This is a genomic window from Tolypothrix sp. PCC 7712 (genome assembly GCF_025860405.1).
GTDB classification, from domain to species: Bacteria; Cyanobacteriota; Cyanobacteriia; order Cyanobacteriales; family Nostocaceae; genus Aulosira; species Aulosira diplosiphon.
In genome coordinates this window covers 7690930-7710334 of record NZ_CP063785.1, presented here as the reverse complement: position 1 = coordinate 7710334, position 19405 = coordinate 7690930, and the positions used below count along the sequence as shown (strand labels likewise).

General features: G+C 42.5%; 16 protein-coding genes. 5 read left to right on the top strand and 11 right to left on the bottom strand.

What is annotated here, in order from left to right; translation table 11 throughout:
- Nucleotides 1-39: 39 nt before the first annotated feature.
- Nucleotides 40-903, bottom strand: a complete 864-nt coding sequence (locus tag HGR01_RS31285) for a fructosamine kinase family protein (RefSeq protein ID WP_045868352.1) — start codon at nucleotides 901-903, stop codon at nucleotides 40-42.
- A gap of 200 nt (nucleotides 904-1103) precedes the next feature.
- Nucleotides 1104-2387, bottom strand: a complete 1284-nt coding sequence (locus tag HGR01_RS31280) for a M16 family metallopeptidase (protein WP_045868353.1) — start codon at nucleotides 2385-2387, stop codon at nucleotides 1104-1106.
- 278 nt (nucleotides 2388-2665) lie between these two features.
- On the opposite strand from HGR01_RS31280, the gene HGR01_RS31275 reads away from it, so the two are divergent.
- Nucleotides 2666-3088, top strand: a complete 423-nt coding sequence (locus HGR01_RS31275; RefSeq protein WP_194007799.1) for a hypothetical protein — start codon at nucleotides 2666-2668, stop codon at nucleotides 3086-3088.
- Here the strand turns inward: HGR01_RS31275 and HGR01_RS31270 are convergent.
- The 3 genes from HGR01_RS31270 to HGR01_RS31260 form a co-directional block, all read right to left on the bottom strand.
- The gene (locus HGR01_RS31270; RefSeq protein WP_045868354.1) at nucleotides 3085-5904 is read right to left on the bottom strand and encodes a pentapeptide repeat-containing protein; all 2820 of its coding nucleotides are present in this window, start codon (nucleotides 5902-5904) and stop codon (nucleotides 3085-3087) included. The genes HGR01_RS31275 and HGR01_RS31270 overlap by 4 nt on opposite strands.
- Nucleotides 5905-6108: 204 nt before the next feature.
- Complete coding sequence (locus tag HGR01_RS31265; RefSeq protein WP_045868355.1) at nucleotides 6109-6411, bottom strand: hypothetical protein; 303 nt, start codon at nucleotides 6409-6411, stop codon at nucleotides 6109-6111.
- Between the two features lie 66 nt (nucleotides 6412-6477).
- The gene (locus HGR01_RS31260) at nucleotides 6478-6951 is read right to left on the bottom strand and encodes a hypothetical protein (RefSeq protein WP_045868356.1); all 474 of its coding nucleotides are present in this window, start codon (nucleotides 6949-6951) and stop codon (nucleotides 6478-6480) included.
- 313 nt (nucleotides 6952-7264) lie between these two features.
- On the opposite strand from HGR01_RS31260, the gene crtD reads away from it, so the two are divergent.
- Nucleotides 7265-8776 carry a C-3',4' desaturase CrtD gene (crtD, locus tag HGR01_RS31255; RefSeq protein ID WP_045868357.1) on the top strand — a complete coding sequence of 504 codons (1512 nt, stop codon included), beginning with the start codon at nucleotides 7265-7267 and terminating at the stop codon, nucleotides 8774-8776.
- 531 nt (nucleotides 8777-9307) lie between these two features.
- On the opposite strand, the gene HGR01_RS31250 is transcribed toward crtD, so the two are convergent.
- The gene (locus tag HGR01_RS31250) at nucleotides 9308-11374 is read right to left on the bottom strand and encodes a hypothetical protein (protein ID WP_045868358.1); all 2067 of its coding nucleotides are present in this window, start codon (nucleotides 11372-11374) and stop codon (nucleotides 9308-9310) included.
- A 153-nt stretch (nucleotides 11375-11527) separates the two neighbouring features.
- Entirely contained in the window at nucleotides 11528-12433 is a 906-nt protein-coding gene (hslO, locus tag HGR01_RS31245) for an Hsp33 family molecular chaperone HslO (protein ID WP_045868359.1), read from the bottom strand.
- A gap of 339 nt (nucleotides 12434-12772) precedes the next feature.
- Here hslO and HGR01_RS31240 point away from each other — a divergent pair, with 339 nt between their 5' ends.
- Nucleotides 12773-13159, top strand: a complete 387-nt coding sequence (locus HGR01_RS31240) for a hypothetical protein (RefSeq protein WP_045868360.1) — start codon at nucleotides 12773-12775, stop codon at nucleotides 13157-13159.
- Between the two features lie 78 nt (nucleotides 13160-13237).
- On the opposite strand, the gene HGR01_RS31235 is transcribed toward HGR01_RS31240, so the two are convergent.
- The 4 genes from HGR01_RS31235 to hisD all read right to left on the bottom strand — a co-directional run bounded on the left by HGR01_RS31235 (nucleotide 13238) and on the right by hisD (nucleotide 17190).
- The gene (locus HGR01_RS31235) at nucleotides 13238-14572 is read right to left on the bottom strand and encodes an HlyD family secretion protein (protein WP_045868361.1); all 1335 of its coding nucleotides are present in this window, start codon (nucleotides 14570-14572) and stop codon (nucleotides 13238-13240) included.
- A gap of 88 nt (nucleotides 14573-14660) precedes the next feature.
- Entirely contained in the window at nucleotides 14661-15257 is a 597-nt protein-coding gene (locus HGR01_RS31230) for a Uma2 family endonuclease (protein ID WP_045868362.1), read from the bottom strand.
- 28 nt (nucleotides 15258-15285) lie between these two features.
- Nucleotides 15286-15711 (bottom strand): universal stress protein, encoded by a 426-nt coding sequence (locus tag HGR01_RS31225; RefSeq protein WP_045868363.1) that lies wholly within the window; start codon nucleotides 15709-15711, stop codon nucleotides 15286-15288.
- 177 nt (nucleotides 15712-15888) lie between these two features.
- The gene (gene hisD, locus HGR01_RS31220) at nucleotides 15889-17190 is read right to left on the bottom strand and encodes a histidinol dehydrogenase (RefSeq protein ID WP_045868364.1); all 1302 of its coding nucleotides are present in this window, start codon (nucleotides 17188-17190) and stop codon (nucleotides 15889-15891) included.
- A gap of 800 nt (nucleotides 17191-17990) precedes the next feature.
- Here hisD and rpsT point away from each other — a divergent pair.
- Together rpsT and HGR01_RS31210 are read left to right on the top strand one after the other, a co-directional pair.
- The gene (rpsT, locus tag HGR01_RS31215; protein WP_045868365.1) at nucleotides 17991-18287 is read left to right on the top strand and encodes a 30S ribosomal protein S20; all 297 of its coding nucleotides are present in this window, start codon (nucleotides 17991-17993) and stop codon (nucleotides 18285-18287) included.
- Nucleotides 18288-18357: 70 nt separating this feature from the next.
- Nucleotides 18358-19143 (top strand): TatD family hydrolase, encoded by a 786-nt coding sequence (locus HGR01_RS31210; protein ID WP_045868366.1) that lies wholly within the window; start codon nucleotides 18358-18360, stop codon nucleotides 19141-19143.
- Nucleotides 19144-19405: the final 262 nt, after the last annotated feature.

The following is a 19405-nucleotide window of genomic DNA, read 5'->3' as shown; positions in this document are numbered from 1 at the left end:
AAGCTGTCACGCCCCTACCTTTTTACAAATTATGCAACTCTAACGCAAAATTTTGTCAATCATTCTATTGGCTTGAGAAGCATAACCGCCACCAAATAAATTGAAGTGATTAATAATGTGATAGAGGTTATAGAGGGTTTTTCTCTGCTCATAACCTGCATCTAAAGGAAAGACTTCGTTATAACCTTGATAAAAAGCTGCTGGGAAACCACCAAATAATTCTGTCATGGCGATATCAACTTCGCGATCGCCAAAATAAGTTGCTGGATCAAATATCACTGGTTCACCCGATACTGTACACCCAGCGTTCCCTCCCCATAAATCGCCATGTACTAAGGCGGGTTCTACCTGATGATCTGCCAATAATTCGGGGATAGCGGCTAATAACTTCTCTTGATTGGGAAAACTCCCCCCTCGTCGCCTCGCTAACTGAAATTGATAACCCAAGCGATGTTTCCCATAAAATTCTGCCCAATCTGCTGTCCAAGTGTTGATTTGGGGCGTTGAACCAATCGTATTGTTGATTTTCCAACCAAAACCTTGGCTGCTAGTGGCTTGATGCATTGCTGCTAGCTTTAGCCCCATTTCTTGCCAAGATTTGGTATTACCTCCCCCCATTTCCAGCCACTCCAACACAATGTAGCCAGAATTGCCAGCCGTACCCCAGCACAAGGGTTTTGGAACGCGAATACTAGCTGTATTCAGCATTTCCTCCAATCCCAGCGCTTCAGCCTCAAACATGGCAACTTGAGATGCTTGATTTAGCTTGACAAAGTAAGTGCGTTCATCATCAGAGACAGCATAGCCTTGGTTAATACACCCACCACTCACGGAACGCTTTTGCTGACTCTGAAATTTTTCACCAGTTACCCTGCTAATATGGGCATCAATTTCTGTCCACATTGTGTTTGTCATTTGTCAGTTGTCATTAGTCAGTTGTCATTTGTCATTAGTCATTTGTTGTTTGGGGTTTGGTAATTGGTAATGGGTAATTGGTGTTTGTTATTTCCCCTTTTCCCTTTATCTCCCTCATCTCCCTCATCTCCCTCATCTCCCTCATCTCCCTCATCTCCCTCATCTCCCTCATCCCCATGCTCAATGCCCTATGCCGGCTTGATGACAACTACACCATAAGCATCGGGAGAAAGATATTGTTGGGCGGCTTGCATTAAGTCGGTTGCTTCTTGGGCTTGAATGTTTGCGGGGTAGTTAAAGGCTGGTTCTAGATTTCCTAGCATGGATTGATAATAACCATACAAGCCAGCGCGATCGCTTGGTGTTTCATTACCAAAAATAAATCGGTTGGCTACACGTCGGCGTACACGGGCAATTTCTGATTCTTTGACTAGTTCTGTGTGTAAAATGCGGATATGTTGTGCGATCGCTTCTTCTACTGCTTGTAAGTTTTCTACTGCACACTTGGCGGAAATATAAAACGTGCCTTGCAGTTGATTACTCATATTACTGACAGAAATCGAAGACACTAAATGCCGTTCTTCTCGTAAATCCTGCACCAGTCTTGATGTGCGTCCGTGGGCTAAAACTCCCGCTAAAACATCCAGTGCGTAAGTTTCATCAATATATTGCAACCCTGGAACTCGCCATACCATTACTAGCCTGGCTTGCTGGAGACTTTCATCAACAAATTCTTGACGGACTATTTCTGTAAACGCAGGTTCGGGTAGATGTGGTGTGTGATAAGCAGGGAGTGGTGCATTTTTGTTACTAGTAGCCTCAGCAATTCCTTGGGCAACAATATCAATTAATTCTGCTGTCGGTAAATTTCCTACAGCCACAGCCGTAATCGACTGGGGTTGATACATACTCCCGTGGAAATTCCGCATTTGCTGGGGTTTTAGTTGGGAAATCACCGATTCTGGGCCCAACACTGGACGACGATAAGGTAACCGTTCAAACGCCAATTCCATCGACCGCCGAAAAGTCCGCCGCTGGGGATTATCTTCGGAACGCCGAATTTCTTCTAGTACTACCAAGCGTTCCCGTTCAAAAGCGTCATCATCAATACTGGGATTCAATACGACATCAATTTGTAGCGGCGCAAGTTCGGCAAAATCTTTGGGAGCAGTAGTGATGTAGTAATGAGTGTAATCTTGGCTAGTAGCCGCATTAGTAACGGCTCCCCGTTCTTCAATGCGACGTTCAAACTCGCCACTAGCTAGGCGTTCTGTACCTTTAAAAATCATGTGCTCTAAAAAGTGAGCCATGCCATTAATGGTATCCGATTCTACTGCCGAGCCTACCTTAATCCACAAACTTAGGTTAACGGCTTCAATCGGCATTTGCTCCACTACTATTGTTAAACCGTTGGGTAGCTGGTGTAGTGTTGGAGCGTTGAGACGAGGAAATTTTACCAGGGTTGAGGTCATTGCTAGTAGTGAGTGGTGAAGAGGACAGAGAGAAAGCTTTCTTACTTCTCTATCTTATCTAGGAAGGAAGAAGGATAAAGGATGAAGTCTGAAGTAAGAATCTCTACAAACTGAACTTTTTTTACAAGGCGCTAATGCCTAGCTTGCTTCCCCATAAGGATACGTCTCGTTAGCCTAAAGCTTCTTATGGGCGAAAAATAAAATTTTTCCTTATTCATCACCCAATTTTTTTATTAGTGGGTTAATTTTATACTTCATCCTTCACCCTTAACAAACAAATGCAACAAGACTTTTATCTGTTACTGATTCCTGGATCTATATTGTTCTGGTTATTTTTGATTTTTTTACTCAGTTTTGATTGGAATAAGCTGGCGAAACTATACCGCACCAATGAACCAGCACCAGCAAATCTCTCACGCTTTGAATATGGTTCTGTGGGTATGGCGTATTACAAAGGAAGTTTAAATGTTGGTGTGTCTCCCCAAGGGCTGTATTTGAGTATTTTTGTTTTGTTTAACTTTGGGCTTCCAGCGTTGTTGATTCCTTGGAGTGCGATTAGAAAAATTGAGTCAGCTAATCAATTATTTGTGCAGCGCTTTCGCTTGTATCTGACTGAGCCAGATGTAAAGATTATTCTGAGGAAAGAGGCTTTGGAAGGTGCGAGGAAATATTTAGCTGCACAGGGTATTGAGTGGATTTAGATTTTGCCTTCCAGAATAGTGCCGTGAACATTTGCACTTTCAATATTCACATTTTGCAGAATCGCGCCTTCAAGATTGGCACTTTCAAGAATCGCACCTTCAAGATTCACATTTTGCAGAATCGCGCCTTCAAGATTGGCACTTTCAAGAATCGCACCTTCAAGATTCACATTTTGAAGAATCGCACCTTCAAGATTCACTATATTAAGATTTACCTCTTGAAGATTCACATTTTGAAGAATCGCGTCTTGAAGATTTGCTCCTTCCAGATTTGCCCATTCAAGATTCACTCCATTAAGATTCACCTGCTGAAGATTTGACCCTTTAAGATTCACCTGCTGAAGATTTGACCCTTTAAGAATTGCCCGTTCAAGATTTGACCCTTTAAGAATCGCTCCTTCAAGATTTGCCCCACTAAAATCTTGGGAGGATAAAATACAGTTTTGTAAATTTAAAAAACTTAAGCAATTTAAGGACAAAACATCATTACTATAACGCTCAACTCTGTGTCCACGTAGGCGATAAATCCAATTACCAAAAGCGTCAGGATAAGGCCATATAATCTGAGAAACCTTTTTTATCACCCTTGCACAAGCATTCAAAATAGCTAACAGCACTTCTTCTGCATTACGTGCTTGCCGATTTGCTTCCTGAAAATTGGTTAACTGCAATTTCTCCATCGGCATTCCATTTTTTAACATATAACCTATTAAGTCACATATTGTCTGCTGCCATTCAGCAACATCAACCTGATATTTATCTTTCTGTAATCGAATTTCATCGATAATAAATCTAAAAATATCATTATCCATAGCGGTTGAACCGCATAACTTCGCCCAGCGTTCTAAAGCTTGTAGCTTATTCCATCCATAATCTGAATCTTCTTTGTTAGCTTTTAGCTGATTATTAATGAGTTTTAATTCCTGCACAATACGTCTTGCAGTTAAATACTCACCAAAGCTTTTGTGAGTAAATTCAAAAGTCTCCTCACGACCTTTTAAGCCACGTTGACGGAAATAGAAAGCAGTTAACAAACGAGTTAAGCTAGCTTTTTTATCTTGCTTAAAGATATTTAATATCCGTTCCAGAATATTCCTATCACAATACTTATCAATTTCTGAAACCGTCGTTACCCTAACATCGCCTCCATGCCAAGCAGCAACAGCAATACTTTCTAGAATCCGAACAAAATCTTTTTCTGTAACTCCCTTAATAATTGGATTATCATGACCCCAACTTCTTTGATAAACTGCTGTGAGTAAATCTGCATAAATTTCATTGAGGTTACTATCATCGGAAAATTTAACTGCACCACGAACTAAGCTTAAAGCAACCAAGTAATTTAATAACGGCTGGGATGTAATTTCTCTTAAATGTCCCTTGTCTAATTCTGCAGGTAAGCTGTCATATCCACGACCGCTAGCTTTACCATAATTACACCACCAAATTTGCCGTTGGTCTTGCTTTAATAAATTTTGAGCATCAATGTAATTATTCTGCTTTCTTTCTTCCTCATCTACAAAATAAGGAAGAACATGAAGGATTTGCTTAGGTTTACGAAAATCGCTTTGATTTTTTTGGATAACTAATTCTCTTCCACTAATTAAAACCTGCAACCGAATTTGAACATGATTAAATGTAGTGACTTGTCTTTGGACTTCACTTAAAAACTTTTGAGCAACTTCCTCTCCCATCTTGCCCTGCATAGCTAATTCATCTAAACCATCAAAAATAATTAGTAATTTTTCTACCTTGTTGTCTTTATCTAAAGGATTAGGTGGTAAAGGAATATCACGCAAGTCATTAATAAAATTACCGATACCATTAACTAAATCATCTTCTGGATCAAACAGGTGCAAGGGAATAAATAAAACTGAGATTTTGCCTATCTTTGCCTGTGTAGCTGCAAAAATTTTAGAAAAGGAAGATTTACCACTTCCTGGCCCGCCACTAATTACCCGGATAGCATCTTTTTGATCAGCTTCGTCTAACCAAGTTTGGAGTTCTGCTTGTAAATCAACAATAATCCGTTCAGTTTTTTTATCTAGTTTATAGTTCTGTCTTACCCCGCTAGCAAAATCATCATCATCTTCACCTGCTATTTTGCGTTCATAGTAAGCACGGAGGGGAACATAAACTTGTTCCAGACTAAATGCTTCAGAAAACATCCGTTCATTAACTTGTTTTTGCAACCATATAGAGTAACGTTGCCAAGCTTGTTCTCTTTCGCTTGCTTTAATAAACGGGGTATTTAGTTCAGTTTGTAAAACTGTATATTTATCGCTATTTTTCTTCCATTCCTCAATGAGTGAATAGACAAACTCTGTAGAAAGACGATTACTAATTGCTTCTGCTTGTGCTGGTGTGGTGACAAATTCTGTTAACCACTGGCGAAAAGGTTCTTTGATGGCTGGAACAATGGCTAATTCTTCAGGATGAGCAAAAAAATTGCTGTCAATTGTTAATTCTGTGGCTTCTAAATTTTGGAGACAGTTTTCTAAACGGTGTTTAACTATAGTCTCAATCTCATCATTATCAACTTTTTTGAGTAAATCCTGATTATCATCTACTAAACTAGCCATTGCTTGAATTAAAGAACGAAAAATTAAAAGCCAAGCTATTTCTCCCGGTTCTTTAGCCAAGCCAACAGCAGCACCCATCTCTACCAAATTTTCGGGAACGTTGCTAACATTACCAGTCAACCCATTCACTACAGCTTTGGTTAGCGCTGTAAAACCACTCCCGAAGTTAACATTAAGACGCTTGCTGAAGACGGAAACAGGCTGCTTGATGAGAATTCCAGGTTTGCTGCTCATAGCTGTTGTATTGTATTGATAAATATGGTTAGCTCATACCAATTCCCCAAAATTCTGATACATATAGATTCTTCGTAGGGGTTTAGCACTGCTAAACCCTCACCCATATATAAGAATCATGATTAAAGTGAAACGGTATGAGATATTGAGACGATATTTGCTAGTAATTGTACGCAAATTTACTCTTAAATATTCTTATTTATACTAATAAGCTTCAAGTTTCAGCCTCAAAGCCTCAACTGTCAGCCTCAAAGCCTCAACTGTCAGCCTCAGAACCTCAAGCTTCAGCCTCAAAGCCTCAACGTTCAGCCTCAGAACCTCAACTGTCAGCCTCAGAACCTCAACTGTCAGCCTCAGAACCTCAAGTCTCAGCCTCAAAACCTCAAGCGTCACCCTCAAAACCTCAAGCGTCACCCTCGAAACCTCAAGCGTCACCCTCAGAACCTCAACTGTCAGCCTCAAAGCCTCAAGTTTGGTAGGGTGTGTTATCGCGTTAGCGTAACGCACCGTAAATCTCTGGTGGTGCGTTAGGACTAAAGTCCATAACGCACCCTACACCGATTCGCCCTTGTTTTAGTTGATAGTTGTTGCGCTTTTCTTCTTCTTAGAACTGCGAGTAAACCTACGTCCCATCTCATCTATAACTGCATCTAAACCAGCAACATCACCGCTAGCTTTGGCGTAATTGTAAACTGCTAAAGCTGCTGTATATGCTTCACTACCCGCAGTGATACAGGTATCATCCACGAGTTCTTGCAGTTGCGTCAGGGATAAAAGTACTGGATACAAAGCCTCATACAGCGCTACATCCCGGCGCATTTCTTCTACATCAAAGGAACGGGGTAAAAAGTTTGGGTTTTGCGTCGCTACTTCCAACGCTTTGCTAACAAAGGCGCGACTTTTATCACCCATTTTTAAAATTGTGCGTTGGTCTTCCGTTGTCAAATCTACCAAAAACGGTAACTTTTCGCGAATTGTTGCGATCGCCTGCATTACTGCTTCCCGATCAGCAGGGGAAAAGTTAGCACTGAGACGATTATCAGCCATTTTTGTCACTCCTCTGAGATAACTCTTCTCAGTATTCCCAAAGTAAAACAGGTAATTGGCTGATTTAAGCTCACAATACCTGTTCCTTACCAAATTGCAGCTGATAAGTAGTTGGACAGAATTAATTCACAATGTCATTGCGAATGAAGCGAAGCGGAATGAAGCAATCTTAGCCCTTGCGATTGCTTCGCTCTGCTCGCAACGACTGTAAATATTTTTGTTCAACTACTTACAAGCTTGGATTACGGCTTGGCGAAAGAACCACTTTTGTTAAAATTAAGAATAATATTAAGAAATATAAACTAAAGTCTCAATGCCCAGTCTATCGCTTGACAAAAAAGCATCTCGTGTCATTGTCGTCGGTGCAGGAATAGGTGGGCTAACTGCTGGTGCATTATTAGCCCATAAAGGTTACAGCGTTTTAATCTTAGACCAAGCCCTTGTACCTGGGGGTTGTGCTTCTACGTTTAAACGCCGAGGATTTACTTTTGATGTCGGCGCAACCCAAGTCGCTGGTTTAGAACCTGGGGGGATTCATCACCGGATTTTCTCAGAATTGGGAATAGATTTACCTGCAGCCACACCTTGCGATCCGGCTTGTGCGGTTTATCTCCCAGGGGAATCGACACCCATCAACGTTTGGCGCGATCGCGAAAAATGGCGAGAAGAACGCCAACGACAATTTCCTGGTAGCGAACCATTCTGGCAATTGTTAGCAACTCTATTTGAAGCTAGCTGGGAGTTTCAAGGACGCGATCCGGTGCTACCACCACGTAATTTATGGGATTTGTGGCAGTTAACTCAGGCGGTACGTCCCAGTACATTAATTACTGTGCCCTTCACTTTATTTACTGTGGGCGATGCTTTACGGCTATATGGATTAGGTAACGATCAACGCTTACGGACTTTTTTAGATTTACAACTGAAGCTGTATTCCCAAGTCAATGCAGAAGAAACAGCCTTACTTTATGCAGCCACAGCGTTGAGTGTCTCCCAACTTCCCCAAGGATTATTTCACCTCCAGGGTAGTATGCAAGTCCTAAGCGATCGCCTGGTAGAATCTTTGGAAAGAGATGGCGGTAAATTATTGCTGCGCCACACCGTCGAAAAAATTACTGTAGACAATGCTCAAGCCAAAGCCGTCACTATTCGCAATCAACAAAGCGGCGAAGTCTGGACAGAAACAGCCGACCATATTATTACCAATGTCACTGTGCAAAACCTCGTCCAGCTTTTAGGCGACGCAGCGCCAGCAGGTTATAAACAGCGAGTCGAAAAATTACCCCCATCATCAGGGGCGTTTGTCGTCTATTTAGGTGTAGATGCTAGCGCCATTCCGCCCGAATGCCCACCGCATCTGCAATTTTTATACAACCCCGATGGGCCAATTGGCGAAAATAATTCTCTATTTGTCTCCGTTAGTCATCCCGGAGATGGTCGCGCCCCGGAAGGTAAAGCCACAATTATTGCCTCATCTTTTGTAGATACACGTAGGTGGTGGCAAACTGAGAATTATGAAGAACTCAAGCAGCAGTATACAGAAGAAGCGATCGCCCGCCTAGCAAAATTCTTCTACCTCAAACCCGAAACCATCATTCACCAAGAAGCCGCCACACCCCGCACCTTCGCCCATTTCACAGCACGCGATCGCGGTATCGTGGGCGGTATCGGTCAACGTATCCCCAACTTCGGCCCCTTCGGTTTTGCCAATCGTACACCAATCAACCACCTCTGGTTAGTCGGTGACTCCACTCACCCCGGCGAAGGAACAGCAGGAGTAAGTTACTCAGCGCTAACTGTCGTGCGACAAATATTAAATAGCTGAGTCAACCGTCAACCGTCAACTGTCAACAGTTAACATCAAAGATTTTGTAAAGTAAAAATCTATGGCAATACTTGTTGGTTAAGGGCAAAAGGAGAAGGGGAAAAGGGGCAAGAAAAAACCTTTAACCCTTACCCTTTCACCTTTTCAGGGAAATGCTGCACTCATATCACTTACTTTTCCCCAATTAAACTTAACAGCCCAACAGATTTTTGATGCTGCTCAGTGAATTACCCAAATTTGTGCAGAAGTTCTTTCATAAAAAAGGGCACATTTCTGTGCCTTTATCTACATAGCAAATTAATTGATAACAAAACCAAAAAACTAATTACTCAACAAAAAAACAGAACAATAATTTTGGAGGGGGTTTGGGGGACGCAACCGTCACCCAATCGGGGGTTTGGGGGAGAATCCCCCAATTGATCTGGCTTTTTTAATTAAGTGACAAATCAATCACTCATGAGCTTAACCCAAGCGTATTGATCTATATAGGTCATTAACCTTTGCCTAGAAATTAAGTTGTAGTTACACCTGTTAGTTTGGAGTGCCAGTACTAGTTGGCGAAGGTGACAAAATTTCCGGCACAGCTGGCGCAGGTTCAGGATTGAGAAAGTTTCGCCAAGTCTTGATTTGCTCTTGTGCGGCACTGTAAGCAGAAGTACCTCTAGGAATTAACTTCGCCGTCTCAATGCCTTGATACATATCAGATTGACCTTGAGAACGGGCGATATCTAACAACTGCTGACTCCATTGGTCAATGGCAACATTAGCATCCAAGCGTAAGATACTCCGCCGGGGAACTTGTTGTGCTAGTTGTATAGCATTTACCAAAGCTTCTGCTGTACCAGGTAAAGCAGCATCTCGCGCTTTCTGCCAGTTTTCTTTGGCGCGGATTTGCACTCGCCAATCGTCTATGGCTTCTTGGGCTTCGCCAGAAAGTGCCCGTCCTGATGATGCTATGGATTGAGCCGCACTAATTGCCCCATTTAAATCGCCTCGTTGCGCTAAGTCTTTTGCTTGATCTAAATAAGGTCGGTCTTCAATTCGCTGAATTTTTGCTGTCCAATTACGGATTTTTCTGCGTGCTTCCGAGTATAATGCCCGACCATTACGGATTTGGCTAGCTTCTGCGATCGCAGCTTGCAAGGAGTTGATATCATCCATTAATGCAATCTGATCGGCACGATCCAAGAAAGGTCTATCTTGGATTGTCTCCACTTCAGCTTGCCAACGTCCGGCTGCTTGTCTGGCTTCGCTAGCACGGGGGTTACCGCTAGGAATGAGTTGAGCTTGGGCGATCGCCGCACTTAAATCACTGATTGTACCTTGGCTAGCTAATGTCCGCGCCTTATCTAAACGGGCGACATCTTCAATTTCCAACTGCCAACGGGCAATTAATTGTTGTGCTTTATCATACACAGCCCTAGAAGCATCGATTTGTTGCGCTTGGGAAATTGCTGTCTGTAAACCATCAATGGTTCCTAGCCAAGCACTTCTTTGGGCTTCAGCCAAGCTGATAAAATCTTCAACTTCCGTTTGCAATCCCGTATTTTCTGGAATTTGGCGCACGATATCTAGCGCTGCATCTGCATCTCGCTTATCTAACTTAGCTTGAGCTAAATCCAGCATCTTGCGCCCATATTGGGGAATTAACTCTTGCGCTTTTTGATAAATGTAACTAGTGGGGCTAATTGACTCCGCTAGCTTAATGGCTTCGAGTATCTGATCGGCTACCCCACTTTTAGCTAAACTATCAGCTTTTGCTAATTTTTCGCCATCTTCTCTAGCTGTGGCAATAATGCGGTTTAATTCGTCGTATTTAGTAGTTGCCCAGTGCTTATTATCAATACGCAACAATTTAGCAGACAGCATAAAAGCTGATTGCCAATTTCTTTGCCGCAGTTCGCCTTCCGCTTCTTGATAAATGCCCTCTGCTTTTGACCAAATCGACTGCCATTTATCTACTTGTGCTTCTACATTGCTATAAGCAGGCAAATCGTTAGGTATTTTTCTGGCAGTGGCGATCGCTTCATCTAATTTTCCCGCTTGAAAACTTTGATCGGCTAGTTGCAAAATATCCTTAGACCACCTCTCAATAAAGCGATCGGCTTCTCCACGCAAGGGGTGGTTTTTCGGCAATTGCTTCACTAAGTTGATCGCTTGCAGTAAGTCGGTGACTGTTTGTTTAGAAGCCGCTAATTGCGCGCAGTGTAACCGTACTGACTCACTAGCCAAAGGCCAGAAGATTTTGGGGCAGTTAGGGGCTGTTGGCAATTTTAACAGCATTGCCATTGCCAGGAATCCTATCCCCCCTGGAATCAAAGTTAATAATACTAACCACACCACCCAATTTTGCATCCAGCGGGGCAATTTACTGAATATATAATTGGGTGAAATAGTTTTCTCTGACTGATTATTAAAAGGTAATTCTTCGGAATGATTATCTGTTTGCCGCTTCACTGACTTAGAGTTAGAACCAGTAGCTGGAATATTAAATAAATGAGGTTCTCCGAATTGTTGTGTTTCGGATAATCTCGCCATTTCATCCTGATCTCTGGCTCTGCCTCGGGACCAACTGTCTGTAATATCCCGCTCTGTCATCTCTCACACCAAAATAATTGAATAGCGATCTGTTGTAGATCGATAATTCCATTGTTGCCATAGTAACTTTCTCATAATTAAAAAGCTACCTTTTTTATTATCTTTCGCCACAGATACCATCAACAATTGGAAAAATCAGTGTGGTTTTACACCCTAACCAGAGACCGAAGATTCCGTCTGCAAATCGACAATTAACTGAGCCAACTGATCGCTGCTGGCCTGGTAGACTCGGCCGCAAAAGTCGCAAGTGGCTTCAGCGCCATCATCTTTCACGATCATATCTTGTAGTTCAGCTTCTCCCAAGATTTTTAATGCTCCCAACATCCGATCAAAGGAGCAACCACAGTGGAAGCGCAGAATTTGGCTTTCCGGAAATATATTCAGATCCATATCTCCCAGTAAATCTGTGAAGATTTCCGGCAAGTTCTTGCCTGCTTGCAATAATGGTGTAAATCCTGATAAAGCAGCTACTCGTGATTCTAAGGTGGCAACTAAAGCTTCATCCCTAGCAGCTTTAGGTAACACTTGCACCAACAATCCACCCGCCGCCGTTACGCCATTTGCGCCCACAAATACACCTAAAACCAGCGCTGAAGGTGTTTGTTCAGAACTTACCAAGTAATGGGCGACATCATCACCAATTTCACCAGAAACCAGTTCTACCGTACTCGAGTAAGGGTAGCCATAACCGATATCCCGGACAACGTAGAGAAAACCCTTACCTACTGCACCACCAACATCTAATTTACCTTTAGCGTTAGGTGGTAATTCTATAGATGGGTTACCTACGTAGCCACGGACTGTACCATCTAACCCCGCATCTACCAAAATGCCACTCAACGGGCCATCACCTTTCACCCGGACGTTCACTCTAGAGCCTGGCCGCTTCATACTAGAAGCCATTAACAAGCCTGCTGCCATAGTCCGCCCCAGTGCTGCTGTTGCCACATAAGATAGCTTGTGACGTTGTCTTGCTTCTTCTGTGAGGCGCGTAGTGATCACACCTACGGCTCTAATCCCACCGTCGGCTGCCGTGGCGCGAATTAATTGATCCGCCATGAAAAACCTTACCAAATAGTATGTTACTAAACGCCTCTGCTATGAGGCTGGGACACTAAAGTCTTATTTAGTATAACTTAGTATATCTAAACTAAACTTAAACATCTTTCTCATACTAAGTTCCGTAGGTAGGGATTTCCCGACAGTACATCAATAAATCAACTCTGCCTATCTGCAGTAGGTTTCAAAAATCAAATTTAACTGCTATGCAAAAATAAATAATTGATTATCCAGCTTGATATTTAAATGCAACAACCCTAATTATTTTCTGATTTTTGATTCTATATTTGCCATACTACTAAAATAGTAATTAATTTTGGCTCAGTGTCATCCTAAAAAATGCTAGGTACTTTTCAAAAAAGTCAACTGCGGATAGAAATCGAAGCATCAGCAAATGCCATCCATGACAGTCTGCTACGTCCAGCGCAATTACAAAAATGGCTTTTAGGGCAACGCTTTGCTTCTGGAATGCCAGAAGAACTACAGTCCGGGTTTCAGTTTACTACTTGGACAGGGCCCATCCAGATTCATCATCAAGTAAGTGTGGTTAAGCCTAATTGCCTACGCTTGTTACTCAGTGGCGGAATTGATGGTTTTCATGAATGGTATTGGGGAGAAGGTTGGGTACAGTCCCGCTTAGAAGGAGTGTCACTATTACCGTTAAATTTAGGACAAACTTTCAGCTTATTGAGTTTGCGGCAATTTTTAGCAAGCCAAAAATCATAAGAATTTTTATAAATTTTGATAGGGCTGTAGTAAGTATTTTCGTATTGATAATTTAAATCCGAAATTGCTTACTACAACCTACAAATCTGTGAGTAACCTGGCTTTTCTTAACATAAATGTCAATACAGTTTCTTCCTGGGCAATAATATCGGCTGTTACTTCCATACCTGGTTGAATGCCATAGGATTGATTACCTTTAATTAGCTCCAGTTTATCCGGCTCGATTGTGACTTCATAGTAAGGTACAACTGCAACATTACTATTAGTTTGGGGTGCAATTGCATCAGCGCTAATGCCTCGAACCGCACCATTGAGCGTGCCATAATCTGGGTAAGGATAAGCAGAAACCCGCATAATAACTTTACCCTGGTTACATTGCGTTACTTGAGTAGCTTGACATAGGCGCACTTTACTAATATCAGCCGCCGCTACACGGGCTTTCACAATTAAAGGTGCTTGATTAGGGGAAATTTGCGCGATCGCATCTCCCGCACGCACTACCTGCCCAGTATTTCTAATTTCCAGCTTCAAAATTGTACCCGCCTCTGAGGTGCGAATGACAGTTTTTTGCAGTTCTGTAGAGACTTGTGTTAATTCTTTTTGGTCGCTATTAATCTGGTTTTGGATTTCAACTTGACGGCGAATTAATTCTTCTTGTTCTTTCTTCAAAGTCGCCAGTGTCGATTCGCCTTTAGCCTTTTCTTGGGCAATACGTTCATTAGCGATTGTCACAGTCGCATTACTGGGGTTAAGTCCAGCTTGAGCACGTTTGAGTTTAGCTAATGCTGCTTTATAAGCCTGTTCTTTCTCTTTAATTTGCAGAATAGCGATCGCACCTGTATTTCCTAGTTGCTGATATCGCTTCATTTCCTCCTTAGCTAATTCCAGCGCGGCTTCTGCTTCTTGCACTTGTGTGAAAGTGGTGATTTTTTGGTCTTGATAATCTCGTTGGTTGCGCCTCAAGTCAGCCGCCGCCGCCGCGATCGCTCGTTGCATAGAATTAGATTCCGCCGCGATTTGAGTTTGTAGCGTCTTGACTTGGGCTGCAATTTGTGATAACTGTAAATTATTCTGGTGAATCGTACCTAAAAGCTGACTTTTTTTAGTTTCCAGTTGCGAAGAATCAATATAGGCGATCGCATCCCCTGATTTCACCACCTGATTTTCTTTCACCACAATCTTTTTCACAACTCCCTCACTACCTGCTTGCACTAAACGTACATCTCCTGCAGGGCGAACGATAGCGGGTGCTGTAACGGTGACGTTGTAGTGAGTTACCGCAGCCAAAACCAAGGCTATACCTACAGTGCTAACGAGAAATAAACCCCCTAAAGTTGTCCAGAGACTAATTGCTGGAAGAAACTGATCGCTGCTGATGGGGCGAAACAAGTCTGGACTGGGGTCATTATGCATAAATTACGATGAAAGGTAGGCAGTATCTCAATTCATGCACAAGCAACCAAGTAGCAGCAATGGAAATTCCACTGAGTTAAATTTAAATTTAACCCTCAGCAGTTAAAACTTGCTCTACAGTTAATTGCAACTCTGGAAAAATTTGAGATTTTATGTAATCACCATCAACGAACTCTACAGGTTCGTATAAGTCTTCAATTAATGTAAACACAGTTACTTTCTTGAGTAAAGGATCAACAATCCAATACTCTGGAATATTGAGAACATTATACTCAACTCGTTTAGCTCGATAATCAACAATCTTTGTTGATTCACTGACGATTTCTACAACTAACAACGGTGGTGGTTCGTTAAGTTCAATTACTGCTTCGCGGTTTCTTAACTCACGCCACTGAGACATGGGAATCACCAATACATCTGGAATTCTGGAGGTATCCCATCGCCCAGCATGTGGGGAACGAATACCAATAACCATTTGTTTAGAAGTCCAATCTAACTTTAAACGGTTAATTTCACTGCGGAAACAAACATTTAAAAATTCTGCAACTGCACCATGTTCCCCACTTCCCAAACTTATCGGAATTAGTTCTCCATTGACCAATTCATAGCGGGTATCGGTGCCATCGTCATAAGCTAAATATTCCTGAAAAGTTAGTCGTTTAGTAACTGCAGGAGTTATTGTCATGGCATTCTTTTATTGCCTTTAATTCATTCTAATTTGGCTTTACCACCAACACCGAACAACTCGCTTCTTCTACAACTTGAATACTCACAGAACCCAGGACAATTCGCTTCATTCCTGTTAAACCACGACTACCAATAACGATTAAGTCAGCATTATAAATATTTGCCAAGCGAATAATCTCTTCCGCCGGATCGCCATTTACCAGTTCTAATGCACTTTTAACTGACAAACTCTCTTGGTAAGCTTGCAGCTGCTTTTCAATATGAAAGAAAGACAATGTTGGTGAATCTGAATGAGGTTTATCGGCGGGTAGTTCCATCTCTGACTCTGGTGTAGGAAAAACATGACAGAGAATCACTTTGCTATCTTCTGACAGCGCCAATTCATCTAAAGTCTGAATTACCCGTTCTGCAACTTCCGAACCATCCAGAGCTACCAAAATAGTTTTTAGCACCGCCCCCGTCTCCTCAAGAGTAGACCCCTTAAACACATACTGACTAAAGTTTGTTGGCAGCTATACCAACAACTAGCTGTCAACCAAGTTTCTATATGACCTGATTAGCCAAACTTTTGGTTTGCAGCCATCTATTGACTTTTACCAAAAGTATAAGCAAAAATTCTGCACTTTCAATCATTCTTCACGCTGAATTCGTCTTCTTACTGAATCGGCGTGAGATGGGAATCCCTCTGCTGTTGCCAATACATCAATTGCACCAGCTACCTTCTGCAATGCAGATTGGGAATATTGAATAATATTGGAGTGTTTCATGAAAGTTTCTACACCCAACCCCGAAGCATAACGAGCTGCACCAGAGGTAGGCAAAGTATGATTTGGCCCAGCTAAATAATGCCCGATAGCTTCCGGTGTAGAGTCTCCTAAGAAAATTGCCCCAGCATGGCGAATTTTTGGTAGTAATTCCCAAGGGTCTTGAATTTCTAATTCTAAATGTTCAGGGGCAAACTCATTAGCGAGTTCTGCTGCGGCATCGAGAGATTCTACAATCACAATTAAGCCATAGTGAGCGATCGCTTTTTCTGTATCTATTCTGCGGGGATGATCTACCAATTGTCTTTCCACGGCAACTTGTACGTTTTTTGCCAAAGCCGCATCCGTAGTCAACAAAATCGCTGCTGCCATTGGGTCATGTTCGGCTGGTGCTAACATATCAGTAGCCACATGTACGGGATTTGCGGTTTCATCAGCAATAATTAGCACTTCGCTTGGCCCAGCTAAACAATCAATACCGACAGTACCATAGACCAATTTTTTTGCCAGTGTCACATAAATATTCCCTGGGCCAGCAATGACATTAACTTTAGGAATTGTTTCTGTACCATAGGCTAAAGCCGCGATCGCTTGTGCGCCCCCAACGCGATAAATTTCTTGAATCCCAACTTCTTGAGCTGCGACTAAAACAGCCGGGCTAATTGCTTTGCCTGCTCCTGGAGGGGTTACCATAACTAAGCGCGGTACACCAGCCACCTTGGCCGGAATTGCATTCATCAGTACCGTGCTAGGATAGCCAGAGCGACCACCAGGCACATATAAACCAGCACGATCCACAGGGTTGTAGCGTTTGCCCAGTACTACATCATCATCACCAAATTCTACCCAACTTTTTGGTACTCGCTTACGGTGAAAGGCTTCAATTTGTTGGCAAGCCAGCCGAATCGCTGCCAGCAACTCTTGAGAAACTTGTTGGTAAGCTGCATCTAGTTCTGAACCTGTAACGCGCAGTTCCTCTGGCTTGAGAGTTTGGTTGTCAAATTCGGCTGTATAATGCAACACAGCCTTGTTGCCTTGGCGCTTCACTGCTTGTAACACTTCTCGCACCGTTGCCTCTTTGTGAAGCACCTGGTCATCATGGGTGCGATCGCAGATACGTTGTAGTTCTGCTATAACGTCTGCCTGCTGAGTAATGATTCGCAGCATGGAGTAAGGACAATGCCAAAATTAGAATGTTCCCGCCTGAGAATCAGTCTTGCTTTTTCCCCCAAGAGGTACCAAGCTGACGCTAATTCTCTTCTCTAGCTTAACCTGGATTTTTTTGATACTTCCAGTGTTCTCACTGCTGTATTGCTTGAGTAGGCGACTTCATTGCTCATTCCCACAAGCTTTAGTGGCTTGTAGCAGGGAGTTGGCGTGCCAAGTTCCACTACCCTTTGATCCCATCACTCAATTGCCCGCCAGTATAGATATCATGTGTTTGCACATCGATTCACTCTGAATCGAGAACTTAGTTAGGGACTGAGTATAATTTTTACTGACTTTTCTTAATTTTACTAGCTAAAAGCGATTGCGAAACAATGTGTTCAATCTCTAAATTTTCACCTTTAACTGTAACTAGTAATACTTATTTGCCTCTGAGATCTAGAGATAGTACATCGGCAAGTTGACTCCTAACGCATCCGCCAGGAAGCTAAGATAACTATGATTCTTTATGGGAGTAATTTATCTTAACGCATTTCTCATGTTGAAGGCACATCTAAAACCCCCGCCAAAACTGCAGTACCAGTCAACAACGGCAAAGATCTGAGATAGAGCAGGGATTTCCCACTCAATAAAGTATCCAATCTCTATGCCCAATGCCCAATGCCCAATGCCCCATATCCCATATTTCTAAAAAACTCAGCAGTGATATTTTTTCGGAAATCTTAACATTGGCGATCTGGATGCTATATTAGTAAATCTAGTAGTGTGTGTACATATTAATAGTCTTTTTGGAACTGACTGTGGCGAATACAAAGTCTGCTCTCAAGCGCGCCGAAATCGCAGAACGTAATCGTTTGCGTAATAAAGCATATAAATCAGCTGTTAAGACGCTGATGAAGAAGTACCTTAGTGCAGTACAACTTTATGCTGCTAATCCCACTCCTGAATTAAATCAACAAGTACAGGAGCGGTTGGCTGAGGCTTACAGCAAAATTGATAAAGCTGTCAAGCGAGGTGTACTTCATCCCAACAATGGGGCCAGGAAAAAGTCAAGATTGGCTCATAAACTCAAACCACTTACACAAACCGCACAGTAGTCCAAAATCATTTAGTCATTAGTCTGGTACTAATGACTAATGACTAATGACTAATGACTCTTAAACCAAAATGCAGCTAATTGACACCCACGTTCACATTAACTTTGACGTTTTTCAACAAGATTTAGCAGCAGTGCGATCGCGATGGCAAGAAGCAGGTGTAGTGCATTTAATACATTCCTGCGTCGAACCATCAGAATTTCCCAGTATCCAAGCCATAGCACATGAGTTTCCCGAACTCAGCTTTGCCGTAGGTTTACATCCCTTAGATGCTAAACAATGGACTGATCAGACAGCCGATGAAATCTCAAAGTTGGCGCAATCTGACGCGAAAGTAGTAGCAATGGGGGAAATGGGGCTGGATTTGCGTAAAGCAGATAACTATGAGCAACAGCGCATGGTATTTGAAGCGCAATTAGCGATCGCCACTGAACTTAATTTACCGATAATTATCCACTGTCGTGATGCTGCGGCACAGGTAAGAGAAGTGTTGCAAAAATGGCGAGAACAAAAAGGAGAAAAATTACGGGGTGTAATGCATTGTTGGGGTGGAACACCTGAAGAAGCTCAATGGTTTATTGACTTAGGGTTTTACATTAGCTTTAGCGGGACAGTTACCTTCAAAAACGCCAAGCAGATCCAAGCTACCGCCGCAATGGTACCGAGCGATCGCTTGCTCATTGAAACAGACTGTCCTTTTCTCGCTCCCGTCCCCAAACGAGGTACAGGTAGGAATGAACCTGCTTACGTCCGTTATGTAGCAGAGAGCATAGCCCAACTGCGTGGGAAAACAGTAGAAGAGATAGCTAATCAAACTACCCAAAATGCTTGTGAATTATTTGGTCTGGTACTATAGACTGTACCTGTAAGTGTAGTTAGCTGTGTAAAAATAAATAAACACCTCGGAGGACGGAAATATGCTAAAATTATTTCCTCCAAAACATTTTGCTTGCGCCATAATGATAAAGGAAGGAAATCAATACTTCTAAGATTGGTAGTAACCTGTTATCAACTTGACCATCGCCACCCCCAGAGCAGTTCCCCTTTGGGTAACTAAGCTGCTAATTTACAGGGGTCGATCATCCTCCTATCTCTACAAGCGGATGTACGAGCCGCGA

Excerpts from the sequence above, each read along its gene's own strand:
- HGR01_RS31210 (WP_045868366.1), top strand. The coding sequence starts at position 18,358 with ATGCAGCTAATTGACACCCACGTTCACATTAACTTTGACGTTTTTCAA.
- HGR01_RS31235 (WP_045868361.1), bottom strand. The coding sequence starts at position 14,572 with ATGCATAATGACCCCAGTCCAGACTTGTTTCGCCCCATCAGCAGCGAT.
- HGR01_RS31270 (WP_045868354.1), bottom strand. The coding sequence starts at position 5,904 with ATGAGCAGCAAACCTGGAATTCTCATCAAGCAGCCTGTTTCCGTCTTC.
- hslO (WP_045868359.1), bottom strand. The coding sequence starts at position 12,433 with ATGGCGGATCAATTAATTCGCGCCACGGCAGCCGACGGTGGGATTAGA.
- HGR01_RS31260 (WP_045868356.1), bottom strand. The coding sequence starts at position 6,951 with ATGGCTGATAATCGTCTCAGTGCTAACTTTTCCCCTGCTGATCGGGAA.
- HGR01_RS31280 (WP_045868353.1), bottom strand. The coding sequence starts at position 2,387 with ATGACCTCAACCCTGGTAAAATTTCCTCGTCTCAACGCTCCAACACTA.
- hisD (WP_045868364.1), bottom strand. The coding sequence starts at position 17,190 with ATGCTGCGAATCATTACTCAGCAGGCAGACGTTATAGCAGAACTACAA.
- HGR01_RS31275 (WP_194007799.1), top strand. The coding sequence starts at position 2,666 with ATGCAACAAGACTTTTATCTGTTACTGATTCCTGGATCTATATTGTTC.
- HGR01_RS31230 (WP_045868362.1), bottom strand. The coding sequence starts at position 15,257 with ATGACAATAACTCCTGCAGTTACTAAACGACTAACTTTTCAGGAATAT.
- crtD (WP_045868357.1), top strand. The coding sequence starts at position 7,265 with ATGCCCAGTCTATCGCTTGACAAAAAAGCATCTCGTGTCATTGTCGTC.
- HGR01_RS31285 (WP_045868352.1), bottom strand. The coding sequence starts at position 903 with ATGTGGACAGAAATTGATGCCCATATTAGCAGGGTAACTGGTGAAAAA.
- HGR01_RS31250 (WP_045868358.1), bottom strand. The coding sequence starts at position 11,374 with ATGACAGAGCGGGATATTACAGACAGTTGGTCCCGAGGCAGAGCCAGA.
- HGR01_RS31240 (WP_045868360.1), top strand. The coding sequence starts at position 12,773 with ATGCTAGGTACTTTTCAAAAAAGTCAACTGCGGATAGAAATCGAAGCA.